Annotated in this window: 14 protein-coding genes; 3 read left to right on the top strand and 11 right to left on the bottom strand. The window is 62.1% G+C overall.

The annotated features are described in order from the left end of the window. Positions 1 to 38 precede the first annotated feature (38 nt). Positions 39 to 1,085, top strand: coding sequence for an ABC transporter substrate-binding protein (locus AC57B6_RS02820; RefSeq protein WP_496420659.1), 1,047 nt, complete (start codon positions 39 to 41; stop codon positions 1,083 to 1,085). On the opposite strand, the gene AC57B6_RS02815 is transcribed toward AC57B6_RS02820, so the two are convergent. The 5 genes from AC57B6_RS02815 to AC57B6_RS02795 all read right to left on the bottom strand — a co-directional run bounded on the left by AC57B6_RS02815 (position 1,086) and on the right by AC57B6_RS02795 (position 5,224). Further along, on the bottom strand, positions 1,086 to 1,385 hold the full coding sequence (locus AC57B6_RS02815) for a hypothetical protein (RefSeq protein ID WP_028198359.1): 300 nt from the start codon (positions 1,383 to 1,385) through the stop codon (positions 1,086 to 1,088). A 60-nt stretch (positions 1,386 to 1,445) separates the two neighbouring features. Then, positions 1,446 to 2,381 (bottom strand): 2-dehydropantoate 2-reductase, encoded by a 936-nt coding sequence (panE, locus tag AC57B6_RS02810; protein WP_028198360.1) that lies wholly within the window; start codon positions 2,379 to 2,381, stop codon positions 1,446 to 1,448. A gap of 163 nt (positions 2,382 to 2,544) precedes the next feature. Further along, a complete protein-coding gene (locus tag AC57B6_RS02805; protein WP_178370950.1) occupies positions 2,545 to 3,546 on the bottom strand; it encodes a nucleoside hydrolase in 1,002 nt (333 codons plus the stop codon). Next, on the bottom strand, positions 3,543 to 3,932 hold the full coding sequence (locus AC57B6_RS02800; protein WP_030100106.1) for a cytidine deaminase: 390 nt from the start codon (positions 3,930 to 3,932) through the stop codon (positions 3,543 to 3,545). Before AC57B6_RS02800 ends, AC57B6_RS02805 begins: the two co-directional genes overlap by 4 nt. A gap of 14 nt (positions 3,933 to 3,946) precedes the next feature. Continuing rightward, a complete protein-coding gene (locus AC57B6_RS02795) occupies positions 3,947 to 5,224 on the bottom strand; it encodes a NupC/NupG family nucleoside CNT transporter (RefSeq protein WP_030100105.1) in 1,278 nt (425 codons plus the stop codon). A gap of 127 nt (positions 5,225 to 5,351) precedes the next feature. Here AC57B6_RS02795 and AC57B6_RS02790 point away from each other — a divergent pair, with 127 nt between their 5' ends. Next, the gene (locus tag AC57B6_RS02790) at positions 5,352 to 5,480 is read left to right on the top strand and encodes a hypothetical protein (RefSeq protein ID WP_423803298.1); all 129 of its coding nucleotides are present in this window, start codon (positions 5,352 to 5,354) and stop codon (positions 5,478 to 5,480) included. A 6-nt stretch (positions 5,481 to 5,486) separates the two neighbouring features. Here AC57B6_RS02790 and AC57B6_RS02785 read toward each other — a convergent pair whose 3' ends face one another. From AC57B6_RS02785 to AC57B6_RS02760, 6 genes are all read right to left on the bottom strand, one after another. Next, positions 5,487 to 6,671, bottom strand: coding sequence for a thiolase family protein (locus AC57B6_RS02785; RefSeq protein ID WP_496420658.1), 1,185 nt, complete (start codon positions 6,669 to 6,671; stop codon positions 5,487 to 5,489). Between the two features lie 84 nt (positions 6,672 to 6,755). Further along, a complete protein-coding gene (locus AC57B6_RS02780) occupies positions 6,756 to 8,195 on the bottom strand; it encodes an efflux transporter outer membrane subunit (protein WP_496420657.1) in 1,440 nt (479 codons plus the stop codon). A 10-nt stretch (positions 8,196 to 8,205) separates the two neighbouring features. Beyond that, positions 8,206 to 9,777 (bottom strand): DHA2 family efflux MFS transporter permease subunit, encoded by a 1,572-nt coding sequence (locus AC57B6_RS02775; protein WP_106352317.1) that lies wholly within the window; start codon positions 9,775 to 9,777, stop codon positions 8,206 to 8,208. A gap of 6 nt (positions 9,778 to 9,783) precedes the next feature. Beyond that, a complete protein-coding gene (locus AC57B6_RS02770) occupies positions 9,784 to 10,884 on the bottom strand; it encodes an HlyD family secretion protein (RefSeq protein WP_030100100.1) in 1,101 nt (366 codons plus the stop codon). Positions 10,885 to 10,970: 86 nt separating this feature from the next. Continuing rightward, positions 10,971 to 11,393, bottom strand: a complete 423-nt coding sequence (locus AC57B6_RS02765; RefSeq protein WP_028198369.1) for a MarR family winged helix-turn-helix transcriptional regulator — start codon at positions 11,391 to 11,393, stop codon at positions 10,971 to 10,973. Between the two features lie 80 nt (positions 11,394 to 11,473). Continuing rightward, positions 11,474 to 11,896 (bottom strand): MarR family winged helix-turn-helix transcriptional regulator, encoded by a 423-nt coding sequence (locus tag AC57B6_RS02760; RefSeq protein WP_028198370.1) that lies wholly within the window; start codon positions 11,894 to 11,896, stop codon positions 11,474 to 11,476. 660 nt (positions 11,897 to 12,556) lie between these two features. On the opposite strand from AC57B6_RS02760, the gene AC57B6_RS02755 reads away from it, so the two are divergent. After that, a complete protein-coding gene (locus AC57B6_RS02755) occupies positions 12,557 to 14,173 on the top strand; it encodes a DUF2957 domain-containing protein (RefSeq protein ID WP_216751961.1) in 1,617 nt (538 codons plus the stop codon). Positions 14,174 to 14,210: the final 37 nt, after the last annotated feature.

Genomic DNA, 14,210 nt, shown 5'->3' with positions numbered 1-14,210 from the left:
TGCCCCGTTATCGTTTAGTGAAACTCAGGAGCCTCACAATGAAACTGTTGAAGACGATCGCGGCGCTCGCCGCACTGTGCGCATTCAGTGCCACTGCGCCGGCATGGTCGGAGACCAAAACGATCTACATCGGCATGAACGGCGGTCCGATGGAGAAGGCTTATACGAGCCAGGTGCTGCCCGACTTCGAGAAAGCCAACAATGTCAAAGTGGTGGTGGTGCCCGGCACTTCGTCGGACATTCTCGCCAAGCTGCTTGCCAACAAGGCCAATCCGCAGATCCATGTGGTGTTTCTCGACGACGGCGTGATGGCACGCGCCGTCAGCATGGGCGTGTGCAAGAAGCTCGACGACTCGCCGGTGCTCAAGGAGCTCTACCCGTTCGCGCGCATGAAGGACGACATGGGCGCGGGCGTGCAACTCGGCATGACCGGCATCGCGTACAACAAGAAGCTGTTCGCTGAAAAAGGCTGGGCGCCGCCGACTTCGTGGATGGACTTTGCCGATCCGAAGTACAAGGGCAAAGTGGTATTCCAGTCCGCTTCGAGCAGCACCTTCGGCTTGCACGGCTTCCTCGCGATCAACCGTTTGATGGGCGGCAGCGAGCAGAACGTCGAACCGGGCTTCACGAAATGGGCGAGCACCGTCGGCCCGAACGTCGTGGAGTACGTGCCGAACTCGGCGAAAATTTCCGAAATGGTCCAGACCGGCGAAGCGGGCCTGTTCCCGTTGACGCCGACTGCCGTCAGCGATCTGCAGGACAAGGGCATTCCGGTCGGCTATGTGAATCCCAAGGAAGGACCGGTGTTGCTGCTGGTCGACCTGTGCGTGGTCAACAACAACCCCGATCCGCAACTGGCGCAGAAACTCGCGCAGTTCCTGCTATCCGCGCCGGCTCAGACAAAAGCCGCCGAGGCCGGCAAGCAGATTCCGACCAACCGCCTCGCGAAGATGACGCCGCCGATGCAGCAAAGCCTCGGCAGCGTCGACGACCTGGTGAAGAAAGTGACCGTGGTGGATTGGGACACGATCAATGCGCACCGTGCGCAGTGGGATACACGCTGGAACAGGCAGATCGAGCGTTAATCAGAAGATCACCGAAATCGCCACGCCCAGCCAGATCGACAGAACGCCCGCAAGAAACATGTGCCGTGCAATACGGATGCGGGCGTCGCTGGTTTCCGGTTCGACCGGGCTGGTCGCGACCCACGGCACAAGGCCGAGACAGCCGAAGCCGATCATCGCGAACAGGAACACGAAGACGTCGGACGTTTGCCATTTCGTCTGATCGTACAGGCCCCAGTAGCCGAGAAAAACAATGCCGATCGAGAAGATCGTCGCCGAAGCGGCACTGAGCGCGGGTACGGATCCAGTTGGACTCGGCATGGCTTTACCTCCGAACGTTTAGGCTGCAGTGGCCACCCTGATCGCCCGCGCACCGGTCATTCAGGAGGTACGGGTCTGCCTCGCTTCATACGTCTTCAGATGACTATAGGCGATACGCAGCAGCGACAAGCCGTGCTCGCCCTTCTGCGCGTCGCCGCCACGCGAAATCAGATCGCCGAGAATGTGATCGGCCTCGGTGTGCGAGTGGTTCTCGACGTCGCGCAACATCGAAGCGGTCAGCGGCGACGGCGTAAACAGCGTTTGGGTGGCTCTCGCGTCGAAATCGGGGCCCATCGTGAAGCCGTTGTGTTCCGCGACTCCGCGGCACTCGCCGAGCAGGTTTTCGATGATGCGCTTGCCATCCGGCGCCGCCAGAATATCGCCGACCGAACCGCGCATCAAGCACGTACTGGCCGCCAGTGTGGCGAGGAACACCCACTTTTCCCACATGCGCAGCAGGATGTTGTCGCTGACCACCGCGTCGAAGTTCGCGCCGGCCATTGCCTCCGCGATCGCCTGGACACGCTCGGACGCGCCGCCCTCCAGTTCGCCAAATGTGATCGCGTGCGTTTCGTTCAGATGCACGATGTGCTGATCCGCGTTGAGCGTCGCCGCGATCACGCATTGACCGCCCAGCACACGTGACGCACCGAACTTTTCCTTGAGCACGTCGATATGGCGCATGCCGTTGAGCATCGGCAGAATCAGCGTCGATTCGCCGACCAGCGGTGCGAAGGAATCGATCGCGTCGTCGAGACTGTAGGCTTTGCAGCTGAGCAGCACCAGATCGAACGGCTCCGCGACAACACCGGCGAGTATCGTCTTGACGTCCAGCAGGGTGAGATTGCCACGCGGGCTGTTGATGACAAGCCCGTCACGGGCGAGTTTTTCCGCCCGGCCAGCGCGCACGAGAAAGGTCACGTCCTGACCCGCCGCCGCGAGACGTCCGCCGAAATAGCCGCCTACGGCACCCGCCCCCACTACTAGAATTCGCATCTTTTGCCTCTCGATAGATTTGGGTCACGCGCACCGGGTCGATCAGCCAGCGCTTTGAGAACCGCGTACGCAGCACGTCTGCAGAAATGTAGCAAAGATTGACGATGCGCATCGGCCAGCGTGGCGGACCGGTTTGCTGCAATGCACTGTGCGTTACGTCAGATCAATTGGCGCGCCGCCAGTTCGTTCCCGGATGGTTTTGCAGCGTGCCGCAGACGGTGCCCTCGTATAGCGCGAGCATGCCGGGCACATCCACGTCGAGACAAACCACGGCCTCGGGCCGGCTGTCCCAATCCGGCGCGGGCACCGGCATCGTGGAAGGCTTCTGGATGCTTTGGCCCACCGCGATACCGTCCGTCAGCACCCGTACCGGCCCACTGCGAACCGTATAGAGATGCGGTGCCAGCACATAGGCGACCGCCGAAGAATCGTGTACGTAAATACCCTTGAGCTGCGCGCTTTGCTCATGAAAGGCCTGGTAGTGCCGCGACACGTCCCACACGAACTGCCCGGCCGCACCGCCGCGATCGCGCAGCGACGCCAGATAGTCCTCGCTCATGATGGTGCGCTGCGTGACGTCGAGGCCCACGATCACCACCGGCCACGGCGCGCCGAACACGATATCGGCCGCATCGGGATCGCCGAGGAGGTTCGCCTCGGCGGCGGGCGTTACGTTGCCGAGCACGCCATCCGTGCCGAACGCGCCACCCATCACGACCACCTGTTTGACGAGCGAAGCGATCCGCGGATCGTCGGTCAGCGCCAATGCCAGGTTCGTCAGCGGTCCGACGGCAATCAAGGTGACTTCGCCGGGATGCGCGCGCACAGTGTCGATGATGAAGCGGTGCCCGGGGCGCGCGTCGAGCGGGGCTTCAACGCCGGCTTCGATCGTGATGTTGCCGAGGCCGTTATCGCCATGAATCCACGCGAGCGGCTCGGGCGCGGCGCGCCTGAGCGGTGCGGCGGCGCCCTGCGCTACGGGCACGCCCGGCGCGAACCGCCCGGCGAGAAAACGCGCGTTACGCGTGGTGGTCTCGATCGTGGCGTTGCCGAATACGCTCGTGAGCCCCAGCAAATCGATGTCCGGATGCAGCGCCTGAAAAACCAGCGCCATCGCATCGTCCACGCCGGGATCGGTGTCGTAGATAACCTTATGCCTGCTCATAGATAGAACGCATCCGGCAATTGTTCACGGGCGGTGGTGTCGCGCGTCGCGCCATGCAGATTGCCGAGCCGGATCGGCAATTCGGGGCCGCCCAGTTCGATGATCACCTGGCGGCACGCGCCGCACGGTGCGATCGGGCCATCCGTATCGCCGATTACGGCGAGCGCGGCGAACTGGTCGCGTTGATAGCCCGCGGCAATCGCACTGAAAAACGCCGTACGTTCGGCGCAATTACACAACCCGTACGAAGCGTTCTCGACGTTGCAGCCGTCGAACACCGTGCCGTCTCTGGTCAGCAACGCCGCGCCGACCTTGAACTTCGAATAGGGCGCATAGGCCTTTTCTCGCGCCGCAGCCGCGCGTTCCAGCAGTTGTTCCATGTTCATGCAATATCCTCGATTCAATTCAGCGTCAGGAACATGCCCGCAATCGTGGCGCTCATCAGGTTCGAGAGCGTCGCGGCGAGCACCACACGCAAGCCATAGCGCGCGACTTCGGCGCGGCGTTCCGGCGCGACGGCGCTAAAGCCACCCGTCAGCACCGCGATCGACGCAAAGTTCGCGAAGCCGCACAGCGCAAACGACAGAATAGCAAGGGTACGCGGATCGAGTGCCTGCAGGCCGGCGGCGCTTACGCTCGCGGCATCTTTCAGATACGGCGACAGCGATGCATAAGCCACGAACTCGTTCAGAATGATCTTCTGGCCAAGGAAATTGCCGGCGATGCTGGCTTCGCTCCACGGCACGCCGATCAGGTACGCAAGCGGCGCGAATACCGTGCCGAGCACCGACTGCATCGACAGTTGCGGATGACCGAACCAGCCGCCTATGCCGCCGACAATACCGTTGAGCAACGCGATCAGGCCGACGAACGCAATCAGCATTGCGCCGACCATCACCGCGATTTTCAGGCCCACGGTCGCGCCGGAACTCGCGGCTTCGATCACATTCGCGGGACGCTTTTCGTCAAAGCTGAGGTGCTCGAGATGCACGCGGCTCGGTTCGGTGCTCGGGTGAATGATCTTGGCGAACAGCAAGCCGCCGGGTACCGCCATGAAAGACGCGGCCAACAGATAATCCACCCGCACACCGAGACCCGCGTAGCCCGCCAGCACCGATCCGGCAATCGCCGCCATGCCGCTCGACATCACCGCGAACAGTTCGGCGCCGGTCATGTCGCGCGTAAACGGCTTGACCACGGCAGGCATTTCGCTCTGCCCCAGGAAGATCGTGGTCACAGCCGAGAACGATTCGAGCTTCGATACGCCGAGCAGTTTCTGGAATATCGTACCGAGCACGAGCACGATCCAGCGCATCACGCCGATGTAGTACAGCACCGAAATGAGCGCGGTAACGAAGATGATGGCCGGCAGCACCCGCACCGCGAACACAAAGCCGCCGTCGCCGAAGATCTGGAACATCTTCGACTGCACGAGGCCGCCAAACAGGAACTCGATGCCCGCGTTGCCATAGTCGAGCACGTGATTGACGCCCGACGCAGCGGCCGATAGAACCGTCTTGCCGAGCGGCACGAAGAGTATGAAAGCGCCGATACCGATCTGTGCGAGCAGCGCCGGGATGACAGTCCGCAAGCGGATGGCGCGCCGGTTGGTCGAAAAGATGAAAGCGATGAGCAACAGTACGGCAATCCCAAGGACGTTTCGTGCGATCAGTGCCATATCTCTTGATGTTCTCGTGAAAGTGGCAGTGATGCTAAACGAAACCGGTGCCGGAAAAAACTCTAAACATTGCGCTGCCCGCATCTGACCGGCTCATGCTCCTCAAAGTCATTCATCGAGGCGGTCATTGTTGGATCACCGTTTCGGCCATTCGCATCTCGCCTTTCTGGTGGTGCCGATGGTGGGCGCCTTCTTTATCGACATTGCCAACGCAATCGTCATCAAGGGATTTCTGGCGCTACCGATCTTTCATTAGCCGGTCTCACAGCGCTTCCAGCGCCAGCGCAATCCCCTGGCCGCCACCGATACACAACGTGACGATGCCTCGCTTCAAGCCGTCGCGGCGCATCGAATGCAGCAGGCGTGTCGTCAATACCGCACCGGTCGCGCCGATCGGATGGCCGTGCGCAATCGCGCCACCCTGCACGTTGATCAGTTCATCCGCGATGCCGAGTCTGCGCGCTACCGCGATCGGCACGGCAGCGAAGGCTTCATTGATCTCGAAGCGTTCGACGTCGCCGAGTTCCCAACCTGCGCGCGCCAGCGCCATTTGCACGGCGGGCACCGGACCGAGGCCGAACATGCCCGGCTCGACGGCCGCGACGCCATACGCCACCAGCCGCGCGAATGGCTCGATGCCGCGCGCCTCGGCGAACCCGCGCTCAGCGACCAGCATGGCGGCCGCTCCGCTGTTTAATCCCGGCGCGTTGCCCGCGGTAATCGTGCCGTCTGGACGAAATGCCGGACGCAATCTGGCGAGCGTTTCGACCGTGGTGTCCGGGCGCGGCTGCTCGTCGCTCGCAAAATGCTGCGGACCTTTACGCCCCGGAATTTCCACCGGCACCAGTTCAGCATTGAAATCGCCGCGCGCCTGCGCCTCGGCAAAGCGCTGCTGAGAACGCGCGGCCCAACGGTCCTGCGTTTCGCGCGTGAGGTCGAACTGCGCGACGAGGTCTTCGGTATGCCAGCCCGAATGCTCGCCGGAGAAGGCGTCGTTCAGGCCGTCGCGCAGCAGGCTGTCATGGACTTGCGCGTTACCCATCCGATACCCCCAGCGGCCGCCGTCGAGCAGATAGGGCGCGCGGTCCATGTTTTCCATACCGCCGGCGACGCTTGCGTCGCCCAGGCCAAGCCAGACTTCCTGGGCCGCGGACGCAATTGCCTGCGCGCCCGAACCGCACACACGATTGACCGTCAATGCAGGCACAGCGACCGGCACGCCGCCGCCGATCGACGCCTGGCGCGCTGGATTCATCCTGTTGCCGGCCTGAATCACGTTGCCCATCACCACCGAGGCCAACGCGGCCGGATCAAGACCGCTGCGCCGCAGCGTCTCACGCACCGCCACCGCGCCCAGTTCGGTTGCGGGCACTTCTTTCAGCGATCCGCCGAACGCGCCAATCGGCGTTCTCACCGGATTGCAGATCACCACTTCCCGTGTACTCATGATTCATCTCCAGTTGGCCTGCCTGATTCACCTACGCCACCCACTCCACCCATTTCATCCATTCCACCGCCACGTCCGTGCGCATCAATTCGACGATGCCGCCGTGACCGTTTCAGGAACATCCCAGCCCCCACCGAGCGAGCGGTACAGCGCGACTGCCGCGAGCGCATGTTCGCGTTTGGCCTGATTCAACGACTCCGCGTCGCGCAGATACGCCTCCTGCGCGGCAAGCACGTCGAGGAAATCCGTCGCGCCGCCCTTGTAGAGTTCGCTCGACAAATGCAGCGCCTGGTTCGATGCATCGAGCGCGCCACCCAGCCGTTGCACCTGCACCGCGCCGCTCACCAGCTCGCTGCGGTTGTCCTCGATCTCCTTGAGCGCCTGCAACATGGTTTGCTGCAAACCGAGTTGCGACTCGCGCATCCGGCTCTCGCTCGCGTCGATATTCGCGGTGATACGGCCGGCATTGAAGATCGGACTCGTCGCGTTCAACGCGGCGCTGAAGAGGTTGTCGGTCAGCGTCGGCAAGCCGAGATAGGACGAAGCCAACAGACCGTCGGCGAGATTGAGCTTGAATTGCGGATAGCGCTGCGCTTTCGAAACACCCACTTCCGCCGCGCGCTGTTCGACCATGGCGTAGGCATTGCGTACGTCGGGCCGCTGCAACAGCGCCTCCGACGGCAGCGTCTGCGGTAAGCTTTGCGCCGGCACCGGAATGTCATGCGCCTGATGCGGATCGGCCAGCATCAAACCGTCGACGCTCTCCGGCGTGCGTCCCGAATAGACCGCGATCAGACTCAGTTGATGCTGCATGGTCGACTGCACGCGCGGAATCTGTGCCTGCAGATCCTGTAGCTGATTCTGCGCACGCGCGACGTCGAGTTGCGTCGAAAGTCCATAACGCAAACGCTGCTGCGTAAGTTTCAACGCGCGGGCGCGAATCTGTTCGTTGTCGCTGAGAATCTGCAATTGCGCTTGCGCCCAGCGCAGATCGATATACGCCGCGGCTGTATTCGCCGCGAGCGCCAGACGCAGTTGATTCAAGGCCGCTTGCCGCCCCGACACTTGCGCCTGTGCCGCGAGAACGGCAAGGCGTTCGCCGCCAAACACGTCCGGTGTCCAGCTCGCCGTCACGCCGATGCCGGCCTGACGCACATAGCCGAGCGGTGGCGGCGTATTCTGCCGGGAGTCCGCTGCATTCGCGCTCGCATCCAGTTCGGGCAGCAACGCCGCGCGATTTTGCGTCGCGATATCCTGCGCCTGCTTGACGCGTTCCACTGCGGCTTGCACATCGAGATTGCCCGTCAGCACGGAGTCCACCAGTTGATGCATGACAGGATCGCCGAATTGCGTCCACCACGCGTCCGCATTGACGCTGTCTTGAGGCGCATCGACATTCCAAGCGGCCGGCGCGACGGTCTGAACCGACTGTTTCAGGTCCGCATGCGTTTCCGGTTGCACCGCGCATGCCGCGAGTGTCAGCAACGCCGCGCTCGCGAGTACTTTGAAAACAAATGGTTTCATACTGGATTCCTCAATGAGCGTCGGGCGGCGGCGCGGTGTTGCCGAATGGGCGAGAGAGCAGCACGCTCAGCAAGCCGACCACAAAACAGAGCGACAGCGCAAAAAACGTATCGGAGAACGTAAGTACGAGCGCTTCGCGCATTAGCAGTGCATGCAACTGCCCGAGGCCCGCATTGGCCGCATTCAGCGCATCCCCGCCGACTTGCGCAAAATGCGCGCTTTGCCGCTGCAAGATCGATTCGACGACCGGACGGCCCGCGCTCAGATGTTCGTCGAGCCGCTCGTAGTGGAGATTCAAGCGGTCGTTGAGCATGGTGCTGCTCACTGCAATGCCGATTGCACCGCCCAGATTGCGCATCAGATTGAACAGCCCGCTGGCGGACCGCAGTCTCGACATCGGCAACGAACCGAGCGCCATCGTGACGATGGGTGGAATGCAGAACTGCTGGCCGATGCCACGCAACGCCTGCGGGATCAGCAGCTCCTGCCAGCCCCATTGATTGGTCAGCGGCACATACAGATAACAGCCGACGCCGAACAGCACGAGGCCGAACACCAGCAGGATCCGCATGTCGACGAAGCGCGCGACCACCGAATAGGCAACCATCGCGACCAGTTGAAAACAGCCGACCGACAGCAACGCCACGCCGATCTGCAACGAATCGAACCCGCGCACACGCGACAGGAACAAGGGCGTAAGAAACACCGCGCAGAAGATCCCGATGCCGGTGATGAACGACAGCAGGCTGCCAATGCCGAAGTTGCGGATCGCCAATGCACGCAAATCGACGATCGGCTCCTTCGCGGTGAACGCATGCACGATGAACAGGAACCCGCTGATCGCGGCGATCCATGTGCACGTCACGATCACGTCGTCGCCGAACCAGTTCTTGCGTGGTCCCTCTTCCAGCACATATTCAAGGCAGCCGAGAAAACCGGACATCAGCAGGATGCCGAGGTAGTCGCCCTTCTTCAGCAGAGACAGATCGACGTTGTCGAAGTGCACGTACTTCGGCACCATCAGCGTCACGGCCAGGCCCGGCACCAGGTTCAGATAGAACAGCCAGTGCCATGACCATTGCGACGTGATCCAGCCGCCGATCACCGGGCCGACGGTCGGTGCGAGCGTGGCAAGCGCGCTGATGGTAGTGGACGCAATCAGGCGCTGCTTGCCGGGGAACAGCACGAACGCCGTGGTGAACACCGTCGGGATCATCGCGGCGCCGAGCGCGCCCTGCAAACCGCGGAACAGAATCATCGAGTTGATGTCCCACGCGAGACCGCATAGCATGCTGGTCACCGTGAAGCCGAGCGCGGAGAACGCGAACACCCAACGCGTCGAGAATACGCGGGTGAGCCAGCCGGACATCGGAATCACCAGAATCTCAGCGATCAGATACGAGGTCTGTACCCACGAGAGCTCGTCCTGGCTCGCGGACAAACCGCCGCCGATATCCTTGAGCGACGACGCAACGATCTGAATATCGAGCGTCGCCATGAAAAACCCAATGCACATCAGCGTGAACGCAAGGACTTTGGTTCGCGTCGGCAGGTCGGCGGGATTGGTGAGAACCTGGGTCATGACGGTTCATCCACGCGCCGGCGTGTTGCCGGCATCGACATGCACCTTCACCGTCGCCGAGAGTCCAGGCCGCAGCACGCCTTGCATGTCCTTAGGCACATCGAGACGCACGCGCACCGGCACGCGCTGCACGATCTTCGTAAAGTTGCCGGTGGCGTTCTCGGCCGGCAGCACGCTAAAAGTCGCGCCGGTCGCGGGTGCAAGGCTCTCAACCACGCCGTGAAGCCGTTGGCTCGATGCATCCAGATCGACATCCACACGGTCCCCCACATGCATCTTCTTCAACTGGTCTTCCTTGAAGTTGGCGTCGACCCACAGTCCGCTCGACGGCACCACGGTCAGCAGCGATACGCCCGTGTTCGCCAGCAGGCCGACGCGCGCGGTGCGATTGCCGACGTAACCGTCGATCGGCGAGCGGATCGTCGTGTACTCCACATTCAATGCCGCAACCCGTTGCGCCGCCTGTGCGGTGGCGATGCGCGCCTCGGCGTCGCCGATCTGCGCGTCGAGTACGGCGATCTGCCGCTGCGCTGCAATCAGCGCCGCGCTGCTGCGGTCGACCGCGGCATGCGCCTTGGACAGATCGGCGTCCGCACGCTCCACGACCTGGTTCGATACGGCGTCGTCCTTCACCAGTTCGCGATAGCGCAACTGATCGGCGGCGCTGCGCGTCAACTCGGCGCCGGACGCGCGAACCTCGGCGGCCTGCTCGTTGATGGTGGCAAGCTGCAAGGATTTCTTCGCCTGCAATTCGGTGACGGCCGCCTGTGCGCTCTCCACTTCCGCGCTGGCCTGCGCGAGCCGAGCGTCGTAATCGCGCGCATCGAGGCGGATCAACACCTGATTCGCGTGGACAAACTGGTTGTCGCGCACCAGTACATCCGTCACGAAGCCGTTCACTTTCGGCGACATCACGGTCACATCGCCACCGACGTAGGCATCGTCCGTCGTTTCGACAAAACGGCCGACGAAGAACCAGTACGACGCAGCCAGCGCGAGCACGGCAAGCACCGCGATGATCGCGAGCAGCATCCATGGAATGCGCCGCGCCGGTTTGGCGGCGTTGGCCGCGCTGGGCGGCGCAATTGTCGAAGGTGTAGTGGACATGATGGTCGTCTGTGTGTATGCACTGGTTGCGTTGAAAAAACAGCGCGTGACAGCGCGCCGCCCGTGAGTCGCCGTACTTGCGACGGCTAGATTGAATCCCGTGTGATGGCGAACAATTCGCCTCGCAGCGCCGCCGCGCGCCTTTCGCCGAACCGGTGCTCGAATTCGGCCTGGGCGGCATGCCAATGTTCACGTCCTGCCTGGAGACGCTGCTCGCCTGCTGCAGTCAGCGCGATCGTCAGCGCCCGCGCGTCGGCACCGAGTGCCTCGCTCGACACCAGACCATTGCGGCGTAGCGGCTGGATCGTGCGGACCAGCGTGGTGCGCTCCATGCGCATGGCTTCGGCCATCTGTTTCATCGTCATCGGTCCGGTGCGCTTGAGCCGCCCCAGCAGTGAAAACTGTGTGATGGTCAATCCGACATTCGCCAGATGCCGGTCGTATATCTGCGACACATAGCGTGCGGCCTGGCGAATCGCAAAACAGTCGTCGTCGAAGAGCCCATCCATCGTTGCACGTCCCATTCGTGAGTGCGTATGCACACAATCAGGCAGACCAACGCTCGTTGAAACGAGCCGATCCATTCTGTCTATCCGGTGATGCTGAACAACTCGGCGCGCAGCGCTTTTGCACGCGCGTGGCCGAACTTTTCCTCGAACTCGTCCTGCGCAGCACGCCATGCAATGGCCGCCTGATCGAAGGTGGCTTCGCCCTGCTTCGTGAGACTGAACAGAAACGTGCGGCCGTCATGCTCCGCGGCTTCCGCGACCACCAGCCCGTCGCGTTGCAATGGCTTCATGGCACGGACCAGCGTAGTGCGCTCCATGACCATGGCATCGGCGAGATCCAGCATCGTCAGGTTCGGCGTTCGCGCGAGCCTCGCGAGAATCGTGAACTGCGCCGCCGTCAGCCCGACCTGGCCAAGATGGCGCTCGTAAATCTGCGTGACGTGCCGGGCCGCCTGGCGCAGCGCGAAACAATTGCATTCGTCGTAAGAGAGAGGACGGTTCATGGTGGGCAGTCTATATGTGCATACGCACAGAGTCAAGTTTGCTCGCGTTGAACACTGTGTTGCGAAATCTGCTCAGCGCGCAGGTCCGTAGCGAACGTTCATACATACGTCCGTTTGAAATCCCGATGTAAGGCCCATGGCACGGCGATAAAATCCATGGCTCGAGTTTGGATTACTGCCACTATATACAAGTTCGCAGCAGCGGCTTAATGTTCACCCGCAAACATTAAATCTAATAACAGGCCAAGGAGACATTAATGTCATCCATAACAACTCCGGCGAGATTCGCAATCCGGATTGCATACGCCGTATCGATTTCTGCATTAATTCCATTGCCGCTACGGCTTATCCAGCTTGCCTGACCTGATAAAACGGCCTACGCCTCGGCCGCTGGTGCAGGCATGCGTCGGAGATGGCTTGCGAGCCTGTTTACGCGTATTTAAATCGGCCCATGGCGGCGATCCGGCTAAGGGCGTCCGATATTGGACGGGCATGACCGCACCGAGTCGCATTACTCGTCTGGCGAGGTAAAAAGCAAGCCGATACGTGGCTTCAGCCATTCAGACGGCAAGCAGAATCCCGGCTAATCGAGCCGCCTGATCGGGGTCATTGCAGCAGACGAATTAATAACGAACGACGATTCATGAGGAGACAAACAAAATGGCATTCAAACAGCGCGGCGGTTCATCCGTCGCGACACGCGTCGCCACGCTCGTGCTGCCTGTGGTGCTCGCCGCCTGTGGCGGCGGCAAATCCGACGACCCGGCAGCCGTAGCGGTACCGCAATGCTCGGGCAGTTCCTGCCCGCCGCAAGGTCAGCCGGCCGGCACCCCGGTTGTCGGCGCCAGGCTGTGCCCCGACACGCTCGACTATTCGACGACCTATACGGGCGGCTCGGGCAGCGGCGAATACATCAAGATGAAATTCGATTCGACGAAGAAGCAATACCAGATGACCTTCATCGAATCGGCCGTGCCGACTTCGGCGGGCCAGGTCAACAGCACGCGGGCCGGCATGACGATCACCGGCGACTACGACAACCCGGGCGGTGCATTTGCGCTGCCGACCGCCGAACAGAACCGCTGCGCGATCATGCTGAAGAACGGCAAGACCGCCGACGGCAGCTACAGCGTCACGATCAATCCGCAGGACCCGCCGATGCTGTTCGTCGGCCAGGGGATCATCGGCGGCGGGATTCCAGGAGCGACGATTCAGTTCGACGGACTCGAACCCTTCCCCGGATTTCTGATTGGTGCCGTGCCCTCGCGCACGTTCGACTCGTATCCGTTCCTCGGCTTCAGCGAAACCGTCACCGACTTCAAGCAGGTGGCCGGCGCGTATAACGAACTGGGATTCCGCGTCAACCCGGAAGGCAGCTTCGCGCAGAGCGCCGACGGCCAATCGATGACCGGCTGGTCGCCGACCGCGATTCAGGCCAGCGAGACCCTCAACGCGGACGGTTCCTGTACAGCCGATTCGTCGCTGTACTCGTGCGCGATGACCGGCACGCCGTGGACGCTGCGCACCAATGCCGATGGCACGCCGGACAACGTGTTCGTCAGCGCGAGTTCGCCGCTGTCCCTGAGTTATCCCGCCGTCGGCGTGGGCGTGCTGCAACTGCTCTTCTCGCAAAGCCAGGCGCACGGCATCATGATCGTCGGCAAGGTGAACAACCAGCTCGTGCCGGTCGTGATTCGCGTCGGCTATGCCCATACCGATGCGAATCCGCTCAATATCACGAACAACGCGCTCGACGATCAGCTCGGCATCTCGCTGCTGGCGCCCGCCACGAAGATCGACCAAACGGCGCTGAGCGGCGGATACATCGGCGCCAACAGCGCTTCGGCATGCGGCGTGGTGACCAGCATCGGCCAGGGTTCCACCGCGATCTACTTCAACGGGCAGTTGGTCTATGTGGCCGTGGGCACGTGCGGCGACGGCAGCGCCTCGTTCAATGCCGGGGTGAACTACGGCGCCACGTTGTTCCAGAGTCCGTCGGCCGCGTTGCTGAATCCGTTCACCTCGGCGTTGTCGAGCAACTTCTCGCTCGACTTCACCCAGACCCAGCCGGGTCTCGTCAAGGTGACCGCGAACAAGGACCTGATGTCCGGCGGCACGGCTATCTACAAGGCGGGGGACACCGGCGTGATGGTGAGGGTGGGCCCGGTGTACGGTCTGCTGATGAACGGGGTCAATCAGCCCAGCTTGACCTACGATCCGGCAAACTATGCCGGCAAGGTGAATCCGTTTCTTTCGATTGGGGCGTTTGTGCAGTAGGTACGCGCTGTTGAAACGGAAAACGGCTCACTGGAGT

The organism is Paraburkholderia sp. BGA-UO-ETr-F12 (assembly GCF_059567945.1).
The sequence above is the reverse complement of the archived record's forward strand: the minus strand, read 5'-3'. Positions and strand labels throughout refer to the sequence as shown.

What these genes read in the sequence shown, in the direction of transcription:
- AC57B6_RS02805 (WP_178370950.1), bottom strand. Translation starts at nt 3,546, where the DNA reads ATGAGCAGGCATAAGGTTATCTACGACACCGATCCCGGCGTGGACGAT.
- AC57B6_RS02785 (WP_496420658.1), bottom strand. Translation starts at nt 6,671, where the DNA reads ATGAGTACACGGGAAGTGGTGATCTGCAATCCGGTGAGAACGCCGATT.
- AC57B6_RS02775 (WP_106352317.1), bottom strand. Translation starts at nt 9,777, where the DNA reads ATGACCCAGGTTCTCACCAATCCCGCCGACCTGCCGACGCGAACCAAA.
- AC57B6_RS02770 (WP_030100100.1), bottom strand. Translation starts at nt 10,884, where the DNA reads ATGTCCACTACACCTTCGACAATTGCGCCGCCCAGCGCGGCCAACGCC.
- AC57B6_RS02815 (WP_028198359.1), bottom strand. Translation starts at nt 1,385, where the DNA reads ATGCCGAGTCCAACTGGATCCGTACCCGCGCTCAGTGCCGCTTCGGCG.
- panE (WP_028198360.1), bottom strand. Translation starts at nt 2,381, where the DNA reads ATGCGAATTCTAGTAGTGGGGGCGGGTGCCGTAGGCGGCTATTTCGGC.
- AC57B6_RS02780 (WP_496420657.1), bottom strand. Translation starts at nt 8,195, where the DNA reads ATGAAACCATTTGTTTTCAAAGTACTCGCGAGCGCGGCGTTGCTGACA.
- AC57B6_RS02765 (WP_028198369.1), bottom strand. Translation starts at nt 11,393, where the DNA reads ATGGATGGGCTCTTCGACGACGACTGTTTTGCGATTCGCCAGGCCGCA.
- AC57B6_RS02760 (WP_028198370.1), bottom strand. Translation starts at nt 11,896, where the DNA reads ATGAACCGTCCTCTCTCTTACGACGAATGCAATTGTTTCGCGCTGCGC.
- AC57B6_RS02795 (WP_030100105.1), bottom strand. Translation starts at nt 5,224, where the DNA reads ATGGCACTGATCGCACGAAACGTCCTTGGGATTGCCGTACTGTTGCTC.
- AC57B6_RS02800 (WP_030100106.1), bottom strand. Translation starts at nt 3,932, where the DNA reads ATGAACATGGAACAACTGCTGGAACGCGCGGCTGCGGCGCGAGAAAAG.
- AC57B6_RS02755 (WP_216751961.1), top strand. Translation starts at nt 12,557, where the DNA reads ATGGCATTCAAACAGCGCGGCGGTTCATCCGTCGCGACACGCGTCGCC.
- AC57B6_RS02820 (WP_496420659.1), top strand. Translation starts at nt 39, where the DNA reads ATGAAACTGTTGAAGACGATCGCGGCGCTCGCCGCACTGTGCGCATTC.